This window comes from Streptomyces sp. MJM8645 (assembly GCF_001625365.1).
GTDB lineage: Bacteria > Actinomycetota > Actinomycetes > Streptomycetales > Streptomycetaceae > Kitasatospora.
In genome coordinates this window covers 498,690-514,239 of record NZ_LJJF01000002.1, presented here as the reverse complement: position 1 = coordinate 514,239, position 15,550 = coordinate 498,690, and the positions used below count along the sequence as shown (strand labels likewise).

General features: G+C 73.8%; 13 protein-coding genes. 9 read left to right on the top strand and 4 right to left on the bottom strand.

The window, feature by feature from the left end:
* Positions 1 to 127 precede the first annotated feature (127 nt).
* The 7 genes from A6F73_RS32970 to A6F73_RS32940 are packed head-to-tail and all read left to right on the top strand — an operon-like array spanning position 128 to position 8,377.
* A complete protein-coding gene (locus tag A6F73_RS32970) occupies positions 128 to 952 on the top strand; it encodes an alpha/beta fold hydrolase (RefSeq protein WP_244293791.1) in 825 nt (274 codons plus the stop codon).
* Positions 953 to 975: 23 nt separating this feature from the next.
* Entirely contained in the window at positions 976 to 1,971 is a 996-nt protein-coding gene (locus A6F73_RS32965; protein ID WP_063352035.1) for a 3-oxoacyl-[acyl-carrier-protein] synthase III C-terminal domain-containing protein, read from the top strand.
* On the top strand, positions 1,968 to 3,641 hold the full coding sequence (locus A6F73_RS32960) for an AMP-binding protein (protein WP_063352716.1): 1,674 nt from the start codon (positions 1,968 to 1,970) through the stop codon (positions 3,639 to 3,641). The genes A6F73_RS32965 and A6F73_RS32960 overlap by 4 nt, the downstream gene beginning before the upstream one ends.
* Positions 3,638 to 4,633, top strand: a complete 996-nt coding sequence (locus A6F73_RS32955; protein WP_063352034.1) for an NAD-dependent epimerase/dehydratase family protein — start codon at positions 3,638 to 3,640, stop codon at positions 4,631 to 4,633. Before A6F73_RS32960 ends, A6F73_RS32955 begins: the two co-directional genes overlap by 4 nt.
* Positions 4,634 to 4,666: 33 nt before the next feature.
* Positions 4,667 to 4,939 carry a phosphopantetheine-binding protein gene (locus tag A6F73_RS32950; RefSeq protein WP_079136475.1) on the top strand — a complete coding sequence of 91 codons (273 nt, stop codon included), beginning with the start codon at positions 4,667 to 4,669 and terminating at the stop codon, positions 4,937 to 4,939.
* The gene (locus A6F73_RS32945) at positions 4,936 to 6,159 is read left to right on the top strand and encodes a beta-ketoacyl-[acyl-carrier-protein] synthase family protein (RefSeq protein ID WP_063352033.1); all 1,224 of its coding nucleotides are present in this window, start codon (positions 4,936 to 4,938) and stop codon (positions 6,157 to 6,159) included. Before A6F73_RS32950 ends, A6F73_RS32945 begins: the two co-directional genes overlap by 4 nt.
* Positions 6,160 to 6,172: 13 nt before the next feature.
* Positions 6,173 to 8,377 (top strand): MMPL family transporter, encoded by a 2,205-nt coding sequence (locus A6F73_RS32940; protein WP_159398662.1) that lies wholly within the window; start codon positions 6,173 to 6,175, stop codon positions 8,375 to 8,377.
* A 66-nt stretch (positions 8,378 to 8,443) separates the two neighbouring features.
* Here A6F73_RS32940 and A6F73_RS32935 read toward each other — a convergent pair whose 3' ends face one another.
* A complete protein-coding gene (locus tag A6F73_RS32935) occupies positions 8,444 to 9,514 on the bottom strand; it encodes a hypothetical protein (RefSeq protein WP_159398661.1) in 1,071 nt (356 codons plus the stop codon).
* 229 nt (positions 9,515 to 9,743) lie between these two features.
* Positions 9,744 to 10,304: a hypothetical protein gene (locus A6F73_RS32930; protein WP_159398660.1), complete on the bottom strand. Its 561-nt coding sequence runs from the start codon at positions 10,302 to 10,304 to the stop codon at positions 9,744 to 9,746.
* A gap of 294 nt (positions 10,305 to 10,598) precedes the next feature.
* Here A6F73_RS32930 and A6F73_RS44225 point away from each other — a divergent pair, with 294 nt between their 5' ends.
* Entirely contained in the window at positions 10,599 to 11,522 is a 924-nt protein-coding gene (locus tag A6F73_RS44225) for a hypothetical protein (protein ID WP_079136474.1), read from the top strand.
* Positions 11,523 to 11,693: 171 nt separating this feature from the next.
* Here the strand turns inward: A6F73_RS44225 and A6F73_RS42360 are convergent, their stop codons facing one another.
* A complete protein-coding gene (locus A6F73_RS42360; RefSeq protein ID WP_063352028.1) occupies positions 11,694 to 12,443 on the bottom strand; it encodes a hypothetical protein in 750 nt (249 codons plus the stop codon).
* A gap of 51 nt (positions 12,444 to 12,494) precedes the next feature.
* Positions 12,495 to 13,805, bottom strand: a complete 1,311-nt coding sequence (locus A6F73_RS32915; protein WP_159398659.1) for an MFS transporter — start codon at positions 13,803 to 13,805, stop codon at positions 12,495 to 12,497.
* A 656-nt stretch (positions 13,806 to 14,461) separates the two neighbouring features.
* Here A6F73_RS32915 and A6F73_RS32910 point away from each other — a divergent pair.
* Positions 14,462 to 15,535, top strand: a complete 1,074-nt coding sequence (locus A6F73_RS32910; protein WP_063352026.1) for a hypothetical protein — start codon at positions 14,462 to 14,464, stop codon at positions 15,533 to 15,535.
* Positions 15,536 to 15,550: the final 15 nt, after the last annotated feature.

Genomic DNA, 15,550 nt, shown 5'->3' with positions numbered 1-15,550 from the left:
CAGACCTTTTCAGCGCTGGCCCGTCGGGCCGCCCGACGGACAAGGGGAGAACCCCATGCTGCCCAGTCGACCCCTCCTGCCCGGCTTTCCGGGTAGGGAGTACTGGCGGCGAGAGGAGGAATCCGGATTGCACTACGTCGACCACGGATCCGGCGACGTCGTGCTCATGCTGCACGGCAATCCGACGTGGGGATATCTGTGGCGGCGTCTGATCACCGCGCTGGCCGGGGATTTCCGCTGTGTCGTGCCGGACCAGCTGGGCATGGGGTTCTCCCAGCGCAGGACCGGTACCGGTCCGATTCCGCTCGCGGAGCGGCTGGAGCACCTCGACGCGCTGGCGGCCCACCTGATCGAGCAGCGCCGGGCGCCGTCGGCGGGCTGGACCCTGGCGGTGCACGACTGGGGAGGGCCGATCGGTCTGGCCTGGGCGAGGCGGCACCCCGGGTTGGTCACGAAGCTGGTCGTGCTGAACAGCGTGGGTTTCCGCTGGCCCGAGGGCTACCGGCTGCCGCGATCGCTGGCCCTGCTGCGCGACGTCCGGCCGCTCGGTGAGGCGGCGCACCTGCTGAACGTCTTCCCCCGGGCGGCGCTGCGGGCCGGGGTGGTCCGGCCGCTGCCCGCCGAAGTCCGCTCCGCCTACCTGCGGCCGTACCGCAGCGCGTGGCAGCGCAGGGCGGTGCGGGACTTCCTGCGGCAGATCCCGCGCAGCGGCGCGGACCCCGCCTGGTCCCTGGTCGATCCCGGCGGCGACAGCGCCGACCTCGCCGGGCTGCCGGCGTTCATCGGCTGGGGCCTGCGCGACCCGGTGTTCACACCGCTCGTCCTGCGGGAGTGGCGGCGCAGGCTCCCGCACGCCGAGGTGCACGCCTTCGCCGACGCGGGCCACTTCGTCCTGGAGGACGCCGGCGAGTCCCTGACCGGGCCGCTCCGGCGCTTCCTGTCCACGCGATGACGAACCATCACGGAGAGGTACCCATGCCCTCGCCCCACAGCAGGATCAGCCTCGTGCGGGTCCATGTCCCCGAGGCCCGTCAGAGTTCCCGCGAGATCGAGGAGGAGCTGCGCCGGCAGAGCCCCGGGGCCGCGCTGCCGGCGGGACTGCTGGAGCACATGTTCGGGCTGCGCGAGCGGTGCGTGGCCGCGCCGGGGGAACTGCCCTCGGACCTGGCGGCCCGGGCGGCTGCCGCCGTCCTGCGCGACGCCGGCCTCCCGCCCGAAGCGATCGACCTGCTGGTCTACACCGGGATCAACAAAGACCTCGACGAGCCGGCGACCGCGAACGTGGTGGCCGCCAAACTCGGTGTCACGGCACCGGTCTTCGACCTGATGAATGCCTGCAACGGCGTGCTCAGCGCGTTGGAGAGCGTGGACGCGCTGGTCAGGCTCGGCTCCTACCGGCGGGTGCTGGTGGTCACCGGGGAGACACCCAGCCGGATCACCCGCTGGCGCGTTCCGGACCGCGGCCGGCTCGCATCGGCACTGGCCAGTCTCACGCTGGGCGACATGGGGGCGGCCGTGCTGGTGGAGGCGAGCGAACGGCCCGGCATCCTCGGCAGCCGCTTCTTCGCCAACTCGGCCGCGTGGCCGAGTGCGGTACTGCGCAGCCCGTACGCCACCGGCCGGATGCACGAGCTGGAGGTCGACGACTCCGCGTTGACGGCCTCCTTCGCGGAGCTGCGGGAACAGGCCTTCAAGGCCGCGGGCGAACTGATCGATTCCGTGGCCGACTGCGCGCTGTTCTGCGTCCACCAGCCCTCGGTGGCCATGGCCCGCGACCTCTGCTCCGCTGCGGGCATCCCCGCCGAGGCGGTGATCTCCACCTTTCCCGACTACGGCAACGTCGCCACCGCCACCATCCCGCTGCAGCTGGCACTCGCGCAGGAGCAGGGCCGGCTGCACGAGGGCGACCTGGTGGGGATCCTCGGCCTGGCTAGCGGTACCAGCCTCGGCGTCATGGCCCTGCGGTGGTGAGCGCGGTCCCCGGGGCGACCGAGGAGCGGGACGCCTGGCCGGAGACGCTCGCCGCCCACCTGGTCGGTTGGGCCGGCCTGCAGCCGGACCGCACCGCGCTCGTCTGGCCCGCTCCGCGCGGCCGTTGGCACACCGTCGACTTCGCGACGCTGGAGGCCGCCTGCCGGGCGCGCATCCGTGAACTGCGCGAGGCGGGCGTCGGCGCCGGGCAGAAGGCCGTGGTGATGGCCCGCGACCCGTACGACCTGGTGACCACCGTGTACGGGCTGCTCGCCCTCGGTGCGGTGCCGGTGCTGATCGACCCGGCGCTGCCCCGTCCGGCGCTGCGGGCCTGTCTGGACGAGACGCGGCCCGAGGTGTTCATCGGCGACCCGCTCGCCCAGCTGGCCCGGCTGCTGCTCGGCTGGGCCCGCCCGTACGTCACCGTCTCGCTGCTCACGGGCCGTCGACCGCGCGCGCCCAGGCCGGAGCCCGACCAGCCGGAGCCGCCGTGGCCGAGCCCGCCGCCCGCGGCCTCGCTCGCGCTGATCGCCTTCACCTCCGGCTCCACCGGAGCGCCCAAGGGCGTGGAGTACGAGCACCGGCAGCTGGCCGCCCAGGTCCGCTCGATCGCCGGGCTGCTGGGTCTGGGCCCGGGGGAGGTACTGCTCGCCGGGTTCCTGCCCTTCGCCCTGTTCGGGCCCGCCACGGGCGCCACCACCGTCGTCCCGGCCGTGAACCACCTCAGACCGGCCCGCACCCGGGGCGCCGATCTGGCGCGCGCCGTCACCGAACACTTCACCTCGGTGGTGTGCGCCTCCCCGGCGGTGCTGCGGGCCCTGGCCGGGGAGTGCGAGCACGGCCGACTGTCGCTCGCCCCGGTGCGGCTGGCCTGTTCCTTCGGCGCCCCGCCGTCCGAGCGGCTGGTGCGTGCGCTGCGCCGGGCGCTGCCGGAGGAGGCGACGCTGCTCAGCGCGTACGGCGCCACCGAGTGCCTGCCGGTCAGCGTGATCGACAGCACCGAACTGGCCGCCGCGCACGCGGAACCGGGGCACGCCCACCGCGGGGTCTGCCTGGGCCGCCCGGTCCCCGGCATCGCGGCCCACATCCTGGTGCCGGTCGGCCCCGTGTCATACAACCGGCCGGTTCCACAAGGGAGTTACGGAGAGATCACGGTCGGCGGCCCGCAGGTCAGTCGGGCCTACCACGCTCGCCCGGGAGCGAACGCGGCCGCCAAGGTCGGCGCCGGCGAGGACCTGCTGCACCGCACCGGCGATCTCGGCTGGCTCGACGAGAGCGGCCGGCTGTGGTTCCTCGGGCGCTCCGCGCACCGGGTGCACGGAGCCGGGTTCGCACTCGACACCGCCGTGGTCGAGCGGATCGCCGACGCGGTGCCCGGCATCGGCCGGACCGCGCTGATCGGCCTCGGGCCCGCCGGCCGTCAACGGCCGGTGCTCTGCGTGGAGTTGGCGCCATCGGCGGCCAACTCGGCGACGGCCGTCCTCCAGGGGCTTCGGCACGCCCTGTCGGCGGTGCCGGGCGGCCACCGGATCGCCGCCGTCCTGCTCCACCGCCGGCTGCCCACCGACCCGAGGCACAACTCGCGCGTCGACCGCGACCGCCTCGCCCGCTGGGCCCGCCGCCGGCTGAGCCGACGACGCCCGGGCGGCGTGCTGGGAGGCGGGCGATGAGGGTCCTGGTCACCGGGGGCAGCGGCTTCCTCGGCCTGGAGCTGTGCCGCCGCCTCACCGGGCGCGGCGACGAGGTGGTCTCGCTGAACCGCCGCCGGAGCCCGGAGCTGGAGCGGCTCGGGGTCCGCCAGCACCTGGGCGACATCGCCGACCCGCGTACCGTCCGGCGGGCCCTCGCCGGGTGCGAGGCGGTGATCCACAACGCGGCCCTGGCCGGCGTCCGGGGCCCCGAGCGGCCGTACCGCGCGGTCAACGTGGACGGCACCCGGTACGTGCTGACCGCCTGCCGCGCCCTCGGCATCCGCCAACTGGTCTATACCTCCACCGCGAGCGTGGCCTTCACCCCCGAGGGCGTCACGGGAGCGGACGAGTCCCTGCCCGGGCCCCGGCACCACTCGGCCGCCTACCCCCGCACCAAGGCCGAGGCCGAGGCGGCCGTCCTCGCCGCCAACGGCCCGGACCTGGCCACCACGGTGCTGCGGCCCCACCTGATCTGGGGGCCCGGCGACCCGCACTTCCTGCCCGCCCTGCTGCGGGCGACCGGAACCGGGCGACTGCTGATGCCGGGCCGCGGCACCAACCTCGTCGACACCTGCCACCTCTCCACGGCGGCCCACGCCCACCTGCTCGCGCTGGACCGGCTGCGACCGGGCCACCCGGCGGCCGGGCGGGCCTACTTCATCGCCCAGGGTGAACCGCGACCCCTGCGCGAGGTGGTGGCCAGGCTCCTCACCGCAGCCGGACGCCGCGCGAGCTGGCGCCCGGTGCCCTACCCCGTCGCCCTGGCCGCCGCCGTACTGGCCGACGCCACCACGACGGTGCTCCGCCACCACACCCACCACGGCCTCAGCCGGTTCCTGCTCCACCAGCTCACCCGGCCGCACTGGTTCGACCTCACGGCGGCCCGGCGCGACCTCGGCTTCGAGCCGCCCACCACGTTCGACCACGCCATGGCCGAGCTGACCCGCCACCACCGCACCACCGGCGGCTGAGCCCGCCCCCTCACACTCCGGAAAGGAACGACCATGGACACGACGCTCTCCGTGGACGACGTCTGCGACACCGCCCAGACCCTGCTCGTCGAGCGGTTCGGCGTATCCGCCGACGCCATCAGCCCCGACGCCACGTTCGAGGAGATGGACGTCGACTCGCTCGCGCTGGCCGAGTTCGCCTTCGTGCTCCAGGACGAGTTCGGCATCCTGATCAGCCAGGAGGACGCCGACCGACAGAGCACGCTCATCGACGTCGCCCGGATCGTCCAGGCCCGACTCGGCGACGCGACCGAACCCGTCGCGTGAACCGCCCCGAGATCGCCGTCACCGGCCTGGGGCTCGTCACCCCGGCCGGGGTCGGCACCGAGGAGACCTGGCAGCGGGTCTGCGCCGGCACACCCACCGCGTCACCGGACCCGGACCTCGACGCCGCCCCGGTGACGTTCTCCTGCCGCGTCCCCGCCATGGACCTGGACACGGCGGTCGGACGCAAGAAGGCCTGGCGGATCGGACGGTTCAGCAAGCTCGCGCTGCTCGCGGCCCGGGAGGCCGTCCAGAACGCGGGGCTGGACACCGGCGGGTGGGACGGCGCCAGGGTCGCCGTCGTGCTCGGGGTGGGCTTCGGCGGCGCGCCGCACTGGGAGGACCAGCTGCGCCGGCTCCACCAGCGCGGGCCGGCCCACGTCTCGCCGACGGTGATCCCGATGGTCATCGGCAACATGGCCGTCGGCGAGGTGGCCCAGGAGTTCGGCGCGCGCGGCCCCACGCTCGCCTGCGCCACCGCCTGCGCCTCCGGTGCCACGGCGCTGGCCATCGCCCACGACCTGCTGGTCGCCGGGTCCTGCGACATCGTCCTGGCCGGTGGCGCCGAAGCCGCCCTCAGCCCGCTGGTGGCGACCGGGTTCCACCGGATGGGCACCCTGTCGGCGCGCGGGCACGACGTACCGGGCGCCTCCCGGCCGTTCGCCGCCGACCGGGACGGCTTCGTCCTGGCCGAGGGCGCCGCCGTGCTCGTCCTGGAGCGCGCCGCGGACGCGAAGGCGCGCGGCGCCCGGGCGCGCGCCGTGCTCGCCGGACACGGCGCCAGCAACGACGCCCACCACCCGACCGCGCCGCCCCAGGGCGCCGCCGGTGCGGAACAGGCGCTGCGGACGGCGCTGCGCAGCGCGGGCCTGGACGCCGGCGACATCGGCCACGTCAACGCCCACGGCACCTCCACCCCGCTCAACGACGCCGCCGAAGCCGGCCTGATCGCCCGAGCCCTGCCGCACCAGCCCAGCGTCACCGCCCCCAAGGGCGTGCTCGGCCACAGCCTCGGCGCGGCCGGCGCGATCGAGGCGGCGCTCACCGTGCTGACCATCGAGCGCGGGCTGGTACCGCCGGTCGCCAACCTCACCCCCGACATCGCCGAGTTCGACATCGACTGCGTCACCGGGACGGCGCGCCGGCAGCGCATCGACGCGGCGGTCAGCCACTCCTTCGGCTTTGGAGGCCACAATGTCGTCCTCGCCCTGCGCCGGGACTGACCCCCGGACGGGCGTGGTCCGAGCCGCCCCGGCGCCGCCCGACGGCACCGGGGCCCGGCTCGGCGCACTCGTCGCCCGCCACCGCTGGGCGGTGCTGTGGACCACGGCCCTGCTGCTGGCCGTCGCCGCGGTCGTCGGGGCCGGGCTGCCCGCGCGGCTGTCCCACGGCGGCTTCACCAACCCCGGGGCCGAGTCCGGCCGGGCGATCGAAGCCATCGAGCACCACTACACCGCGGGTGGCGCCGGCACGGTCGTGGTCTTCCGCAGCGAGACCCTCGCCGTGGACGACCTGGAGTTCGGCGAAGCCGTGCGCACCGCGCTCGCCGACGTGCCCAGATCCGTGCTGACGGGTGCCCAGCACTACTGGAACACCGGCAAGCGGGAACTCCTCTCCGACGACGGGCACGCGGCCTGCGTGGTCGTCGGACTGGCCGGCACCGGCGACCAGGCCAAGACCGCCTCCTACGAGCGGCTGCGCCGGCTGCTGCACGCCGACGGACTCACCGTCTCCTACGCCGGGCAGGTACCGCTCCAGGCCGACGTGGACCGCACCGTCGACGACGACCTCACCCGCGCCGAGCTCTACGTCTTCCCCCTGCTGTTCCTGCTGCTGCTGCTCTTCTTCGGAAGCCTCGCCGCAGCCCTGCTGCCGCTGGCCGTGGCCGGGGCGAGCCTCACGCTGTCCTTCGCGGTGTTGCGCATGCTCGCCCCACTCGTGCCGGTCAGCTACGTCACCCGCAACGTCGTCGTCATGATCGCTCTCGGGCTGTCCGTCGACTACGCCCTGTTCGTCGTCGTCCGCTTCCGGCGCGAGCTGCGCCACCGGGGCGACCCGCACCGGGCCGTGGCCGCCACCATGGCCACCGCCGGGCACACCGTGCTCTACTCCGCGACGGCCATCTCGCTCGCCGTCCTGGGCCTGACCCTGCTCCCCTTCCCCATCACCCGCTCCCTCGGCATCGGCGCCGCCGTCACCGTCGCACTGGCCGGCGCCGCCAGCCTCACCATGCTGCCCGCCGTGCTGGCCGTGCTCGGCCCGCGCGTCGAGGCCGGGTGCGTGCGGCTGCCGGGCTTCGGGCGGGCCGGTCTCGGACGCGCCTGGGCGGAGGGCGAGGAGACGGGATTCTGGTACCGGCTCGGCCGGAGCGCCGTCACGCACCCGTGGGCCTGGCTCACCGCCGCCGTCGCGGTGATCGCCGTGCTGAGCGTCCCGGTCGTCGGCCTGCACCTCGCCGCGAGCGACCAGCGGACCCTGCCCGCCGGGGCGGCCAGCCGCAGAGCACATGAGCTGCTGCACGAGGACTTCCCGGCGGCCGGGCTCGACCAACTCCAGGTCGTCGCCCTCCTGCGGGACGACATCGGCGGCGAGCCGGGCAAGGCCGCACTGGCTCACTGGCAGCAGCGGCTCGCCGCACTTCCGGGCGCCCAGGACGTCCGGCTGCGCGTCAGCACCGCGCACAGCGCGCTGCTGACCGTCGCCACCGACGAGGCTCCGGACGCCTCCGCCGCCGAGCAGCTGGTGCGCGCTGTGCGGGCGCTCGACCCGCCCGACGGCGGTCGCGTCCTGGTCGGCGGACCGGCCGCGGCCAACGCCGACGTCCTGGACACGCTGAAGGCCAGGCTCCCGGCGCTGGTCGGATACCTGCTGGTGGTCACGCTCGGCCTGCTCTTCCTGGCCTTCCGGTCGCTGCTGGTCCCGCTCAAGGCGGTCATCACCACGACGATGTCCCTTGGCATCGCCTTCGCGGCCGTCACCTGGACCGTCCAGGAAGGCCACGGCGCCCGGCTGCTGGGCCTTCAACCCACCGGGTACGTCGGCGCGTTGGAGGCCGCCATCATGCTGATGTTCGTCTTCGCGCTCTCCGTCGACTACGAACTCTTCCTGATCGCGCAGATCCGCGAGCTCCACCGCGGCGGCATGGACAACGCGAGCGCCGTGGTGACCGGCCTCGGGCGCACCGGCGGGCTGATCTCGGCCGCGGCGGCCCTGATCGTGCTGGTCGCCGCGGCCTTCGCGACCAGCCCCGTCGTCACCGTGAAGGAGATCGCCCTCGGTGTCCTGGTGGCCGTGGCCGTCGACGCCACCGTGGTGCGCATGCTGCTCGTCCCCGCCACCATGCGCCTGCTCGGCGAACTCAACTGGTGGACACCGCGCTTGCGGCGGCCGGCGGCGCAGCTCCTCGACGTCCGTCCGGCCGGCGGTGGCGGTGGGCTCTGAGCGCCGGTGTCCTGCGCCGGAGATCCGGCGCAGGACACCAGGAGCAGTGCCGGTGGTCCGACCGGGCTACACGGCGGTGTTGATGACGGAGACCATGCCGAAGTGGTGGTGGGCGATGGTGAGGTCGCCCTGGGTGTCGCTGCCGGTGGGGGTGATCATGGCGGAGGAGACGGTGTACTCCCTCGGGCCGCCGCTCTGCATCAGGTAGGGGATGCCGATGCTGGCCGGGGTCTGCGGCCCGAGGGAGCCGAGCCCCGGCGGGACGGAGAGCCGGTAGACGGAGGGGATGGCGGGGTCGTTGTTCTCGTACAGCGCGGTGAGGCCGGGCGGGCGGCCCGCGGTGGGGACCTGGGTGTAGAAGGGGGTGGAGAAGGTGAAGTTCGCGGGGCTCTGGGTGCCGTCGAACAGGGTGCCGGCGCCGTTGTAGAAGTGGAACGGGATCTCGGCCGACGGACCTCCGGCGATCAGGGGGAGCTGGGGGGAGGTGAAGTAGAGGTTGGCGTTGCCGGGGGGCGGGGCGGCCAGGCTGGAGCGGACGAAGCCGAACTCCCACACGTTGCGGGTCAGATCGCTGTCCATGTCGGTGGTGTTGCTCGCGTCGGTGGTGAAGATCGCCCGGCCGATCGGGGGGATGTTGGGGGCGCCGGACAGCAGGGTGAAGGTGACGGGCACGGTCACGGCCGTGTTCGCCGGGAAGCCGTTGAACGAGACCTGGATGACGGAGGGCACGTCGGGCGCGCTGTTCTGGTACAGCCAGCGGGAGGTGCCACCGCTGACGGACGGCAGCGCCGCGACGTTGGCGTAGAACGGGGTGATGACCTTCAGCGACACCGGTCCGGTGGCCGCGGTGCTGCTGAAGTTGCCGACCGTGACCTGCACGGTGGCCGTCCCGCCGCCCATGTAGGTGCCCGCGTCCGCAGAGCAGTACAGGTTCACGCTGTTCAGCGCGTCCGGCCGACGGGTGGCACCTGCGGGGGCCGCGGACCGGTCCGCGGCTGCGGCCGTTGCGGGCGCGGCTGCGCCGCCCAGGCCCACCACGGCGGCACCCAGTCCTGCGGCCCTGAGGAGGCTTCGGCGTGCCACCGGTGCTGCCCCCGGCCCGCCGGACTCGTCCTCTTCGCGGATTCCATCGACCATGTCTGCGCCTCCAACGGAACGTAGCGGTGAAGCGGGCTTCCAGCCCGACGGTTCGCACCCTGACATGTGGTCATGTCACAGTGCGGCCAACGCGCTTGACGGCATCCTTCCCTTCACCGTGCCGGAGTCAACGCGGCAACGGCGCACGCCTTCCGGGCAGTGGCCACAGGAATGGCGCGCCCTCGGGCGTCGGACGTTGCCCGGGGGCGCGGGAGCGAGTGCTGTGTGCTCAGAGCGAGGCGAGGCTGAAGTCCACCTCGTGGTTCCCGGTCAGGGCCGTCACCCCGGTGTCGCAGGAGCCGGTGATGCCGGACAGGTCGAAGCTGCCCTGGTAGCTGTTGAGGGGCAGGAGGGTGCTGGTCACGTCCGTGATGCCGGTCTCGTCGTTGGTCACCTCGTTGCTGCCCGAGTTGCCCTTCTCCCCGCCCTTGAAGGAGACGGTGGTGTGGCCGAGGGGCATGTTGTTGACGTCGAACCAGGTGAAGGTCGTCACTCCGGAGAAGGGATGGTAGGACACGCAGGAGAACGTCCCGGTGCCGACCGAGGAGATCGTGCCGTGGTCGACGTTCGAGTGGGTTCCGGCGGCGCTGTAACAGTCGTTGAGAGTGCCTTCGACCGTGTACGAGTTCGATGCCGCCGCGTCGGTCACCGGGTTCTTGAACGTCAGCGTCACCGGCCCTGTGCAGGTCAGGTTGTCCAGTACCTCCGTCGCGTGCGCGGACCCGGCCGCCCCCGGGATCGCCACGGCCAGCAACCCGCCCGCGGCCGCCGCCAGCATCAGACGCCTCATCGTGTGCCTTTCTTCCTGTTCATCGGTGTCGTGCCTTGGCGCCAAGAATCTCCGGTACTCGATCAACCGGTACGTGCGTGCTGCCGGCGCACTCCGTGTCTCACCTGGACAGGCGTACCCTGCCGGCCGAGAAGCCTTGCTGCCGTTCGGCTGTTCGTCTACGTGCGCGCGCTCGGGGCGCAGCGGGGCGGACGGACCCGGTGGCCGCGGCCGGCGCGTCGCTGCGGACGGGCCGGGTCACCCGATCTCCCCTCCGGCGTCGCGGGAGAACCGCGGCCACAGCACTGTTTGAGCATGAGCTACGACCATGGGGTGACGGCCGGAGCCCGTGTGAGGCCTGCCCGCCCCCGGAGGGTGCGCGCCGCCCTCGGTTCCGGATGCCTCGCGGGGGCGCTGGTGCTGCCCGTCGGCGCAACCGCGCCCGCCCGGGACGCGACCACCCGGGCCTTCACCACCGACGCCACGTTCACCGTCCCGGACGGTGTCACCGGCATCACCGTCACCCTCGTCGCGGCGGGTGCCGGGGGAGGCGGCGGGGGTGGCGGAGGTGGCACCGGCCTCTTCAAGAGCGGTGGCGGGGGCGGGGCGGGAGGCGGCGGCGGAGGAGGCGCCCGGGTCACCTGCACCCTGGCCGTCACCCCCGGCGACGTGCTGACCCTCACGGTCGGCAGCGGCGGAGCCGGCGGAGCGGGAGGCGCCAGCGGTGAGGAGGCCGACCCGGGCGTCGACGGCGCCGACGGGGGCGCCGGCGGCCGGTCCACCCTCACTGGCGGCGCAGTCGTCCTGGCAGCCGTGGACGGCGGGTCACGTCCCGGGGGTAGGGGCGGGGGCGCGGGCAGCGTGCTCGGCGGCGCCGGGGGCGAGGGAGGCCACGGCGGAGGCATCGTCCCCGCCTCCGCCTGCGAGGGCGGAGGGCCCAGCGGCACAGGCGGATCCGACGGTGACCTCGGCGCCGGTGGTGAGGAAGGCGTCGACGTGACACCGGCCACCGTCGGTCAGACCGTCCCCGGCAGCACGGGCGGCGTGGGCGGCGAAGGCGGTGCAGCGGGGGCCCATGTGCCGGCCGCCTGCCCTGTGGGCACCGGCGACGGCGGGGACGGCGGGGACGGTGGCGACGGCCAGGACTACGTCGGCAACTTCGACGACCCCCAGACCCCCGGCGAGGACGGCACCGCGGGCACCGCGGGCGGCAGCGGCTGCATCACGCTCGTCTACTAGACCAGCGGGCTGGGCCCCGGCGCCGGGTTGATCGGCGTCGGGGCCCAGTGCTTCGTCAGGCCGCCGTGTCCGGGAGGCTCGTCCTGCCCGGCCCGAGCCTGCCGGGCACCGCCCGCTCCGCAGCGAGGGGCGGGGCTTGCGGCAGTGTGGCGGTGGGGCGCCCGTTCGGGATCAGGCGTCCTGCGCGGGGACGAAGGGGACGGGCATGGGCCTGGCCGTGGGGGTGGCCGTAGGCGTGGGGGTGCCCGTAGGTGTGGCAGTGGGCGTGGGGGTGGGCGTGGCGGTGGCGGTCGGGCTGGAGGTGGAGGTGGAGGTCGGTGTCGGCGTGGGGGACTGCGTGCCGGTGGGCAGCGTGATGGTGACCGTCCCGTCCAGCGTCATCGACTTCAGACCGGTCGGGGTGCTGCAGGCCGTGAGGTCGATGTTGGACTTGACCGGGTCGAGGACCACCGTCCAGGTGGCGCCCTTGTAGCGGCCCGCGGTGATGCCGCCGCTGAGGGGGTTGCTCGACTTGAGCAGGTCCTGGATCGGCTGCATGTCCCAGGTGAAGTCGGTGGTGCCCGGGTCCTCCGTGGTGGGCTGGCCGTTCGCGGTCTCCCAGGTGACGCGCTGCAGGGTGCCGGGCGCGTTCTGGTAGCTGCCGGCCGCGCAGGTCACGCCGTTGCCGAGGCCGGTCCCCACGTAGTCGGCCTGGGTGATGGGGGCGTCACCGGTGCAGTTGAGCAGTTTGGGGTTGCCGAGGGTGGCTGTGATGTTGTCCTGGGGGACGAGGGTGAGGCCGGAGCTGAAGGTCATCGTGAAGTTGTCCTCACAGGTGATGACTTGGGGCACTCCGGCGGCGGAGGTGTCGTACACGAGCAGTCCGCCGACCAGGGTGCCGGCCGCGAGGGCGGCGGCCGCGATACCGATGGGGTGCTTCATGGGGTCGTGCCTTTCTTGGGGTGGGGGAACCCGGTGGTGCTGCGGGCCGGCTCACCCGGGGAGTCCGGGGGCCGGGGCTGTGGGACGGCTCGACGGGGTGGGGAACCCGGAGCCCGAGGGCCCGGCCGCTGCGGGGGAGCCGTCGTCCTCGCCGTGGCGCGCGAGGGTGAGGAGCGCCGTACCGCTGACCACCAGGACGGCGAGGACGTAGAGCGGGGTCACGGCCGGGGACTTGAACCAGTCGGTGGCCTCGGCGGTCAGGTAGGTGGCGAGGGTGCCGCCGAGGAGTCCGCCCAGTTGGTAGCCGACGGCGGTTCCGCTGAGGCGCACGCGGCTCGGGAAGAGCTCGGAGACCAGGGCCGCCTGGGGGGCGTACATCGCGGCGAAGCCCACCAGCGACAGCAGGTAGGCGAACACCAGGACCGGAGGAGAGCCGAAGCGCAGCAGGGGCGCGAACGCGGCGGCCCAGACCGCCATGGTGATCGTCCCGGCCAGACAGACCCGTCGTCTCCCGTAGCGGTCGGACAGCGCGCCGAAGAACGGGATCAGGGCGATCAGCGCGAGCGGGGCGAGGAGCGAGAGCGCGATCAGGGCGTTGAGCGACAGGCCGGCGACGCGCAGCAGGGTGAGGACGTAGTTGAACGAGAAGCCGAAGAGCACGACGTCGGCTCCGGCGGTGATCGCCGTGGTGATGAGCAGCTGCCTGCGGTGCCGGGCGATCAGTTCGACGACCGGCCGCCTGCTGCGGGCCCCGGTGAGGGCCAGCGCCCGGAAGGCGGGGGTCTCCTCGATCCGCGCCCGGGCCCACAGCCCCACCACCACCAGCACGGCGGAGAGCAGGAAGGGCAGTCGCCAGCCCCAGGTCATGAACTGGGCGGGGGTCAGCGCACCGGAGACCGCCGTCATGGCCCCGAACGCCAGCAGGTTGCCCGCCGGCGCGCCGATCTGGGCCCAGCTCGACACCAGCCCCCGGCGCCCCGGTTCGGCGCACTCGTGCGCGACGACGGTGGCGGCCCCCCATGCACCGCCCAGGCCGAGCCCCTGGAGCAGGCGCAGCGTGACCAGCAGGAGGGGGGAGGCGAAGCCGATCTGGCCGTAGCCGGGCAGCAGCCCGACCAGGCCGGTGGAGGCCCCGGTCAGCAGCAGCGCGCCGACCAGGGCGGGGCGCCTGCCGTGGCGGTCGCCGAGATGCCCGAAGAGCGCCCCGCCGACCGGCCGTGCCACCAGCGCTGCCCCGTAGAGGCCGATGCCGGTGAGCGTCGCCGCGAAGGGCGAGAGGTAGGGGAAGAACTGGTGCTTGAAGACCAGCACCGAAGCGTTGACGTAGAGGAAGAAGTCGTACCAGACGAGGGTGGTACCCATGAGGCTGACGATGACCGAGCGGCGGACATCGCGCGTCGCGAAGCGCACATCGAACTCCATTGCGTGTGACTGCCGTCACTTCTAGCAATATTCCAGCGCCGGTGGCATCGCGCCACGCAGGCCGTCGCGGGCTGGACTATTCGCGTGCGCACCGCACCTGTGCCCCGAACTCGGGAGGTCCGCCCGGGTGTCCGGCGCGGCCGGTCGGCGGTTGGTTCAACTCGGCGCCACCGCAAGGGGATTCGCGGTTCTTGTGGTCGACTCGACCTCTTGTCCGAATGTGGCGTTCAGGTTAATCCTGTCGCTGGTGAACCATTGTGGCGTGGAGTGGATTTCGACTGTCCGGCCGCCAGGACAATGCGACTTCCATTCGTATACGGCGAACCCGCGGGGTCGGATTCAGGGAGAATCCGACTTTCACATCCGGCCCGTCGACCGCTCCGGCCCCCGCCGCCCCCGCCGCCCCCGCCGAAGCGCTGCCGGCTGCGCCTGCCGGACACCCGTCGGCGACACCTCCGTTCACGGCTCCGTCCACAGCCCGCCGACGCGGCTTCACCGGGCACACTCGGAAGATCACCAACGGCATCCGCGATCTTCGATCTTCGATCCTCGCCGGAGCCGAACGACGTGGCCAGCCACCCTTGGGAGGAGCCGGCATGAACCGGTCCCGGTTGACGGAGCAGTCCGACGTGGCATCGGGCCCTGACGGTCCGATCACCGTCTTGTCCGGCTACGTCCATCCGACGCGCGGACCGGTGACCTGCCCGGCGGCCTCGCTCGTGGCCGGGTGGCTCCACGAGCGCGGGTTCGCCTCCCGGATCGGTGCCGGCGGGATCCTGCCGGCGGGCCGGGGCGGGCGGCTGTTCGCCACGACCTACATCGACCTGGACGGGGCCGTGGTGGGGATCGCCGTGATCGCTCCGGCCCGCCAGGAGGCGGTGGCGGCGGAGGCCGTCCGCGTCTGGTCGGCCACGGTGCGGACCAGGCGGCTGATCGTCTGCGCGTCGGAGCCCGCGTGCGGGCCGACCCCGGTCGTCCCGTCCCAGCCCCTGAACCGGCTCGCCTCGTCCGCAGGGGGCGCGGGGCAGGCCGAGTGTCCGCGGGCGGCCGCGACGTGGGCCGCCGTCCGGCAGTACGAGGCTCGCGGGGACACCGTCCTCGTGCTCGGCGGCGGCGGTTTCGCCCCGGCTGGTCCCGCCGTGCAGCAGGCGGGCGCGCAGCAGGCGGGGCGGGTCCGGGTGGCCGACGCGGCCGGGGCGCAGGCCCTGCGGTCCGTCGATCCCGAGCGGCTGTCCTTCGTCCAGCACCCGTGCTCACCGGTCGAGGAGGTCGCGGAGATCCTCGGGGTGCTGCGCGCACGGTTCCCGCTGCTTCGGGGCCAGCACCCCGATCAGTGGTGCTACCGCTCCTCCGACCGGCGGCGCGCCGTCCGTGCGGTGGCGGAGTCCAGCGACCTGGTGCTGGTCTCCGCCGGCAGTGCCGTGGCGGCGTCGATCCGCTCCGGCACGTTCGTGGCGTTCAACGGCCTGAACGCCCTGCGGCCCGAGGAGATCGCGGCGGCGGTGACCGTCGGCGTGATCGCCCCGCTGCGGGCCGCCGAGGGCGCCGGAGACGCGACGGACGCCGTGGTCGGGGCGATCGGCGGCCTGGGGCCGGTGAGCGTGGCCTACCACCGGACGGTCACGGAGGTCGCGACCGACGTCCTCGCGCGGACTCCGCGCCGGCCCTGACGGGGGGAAGGCTCG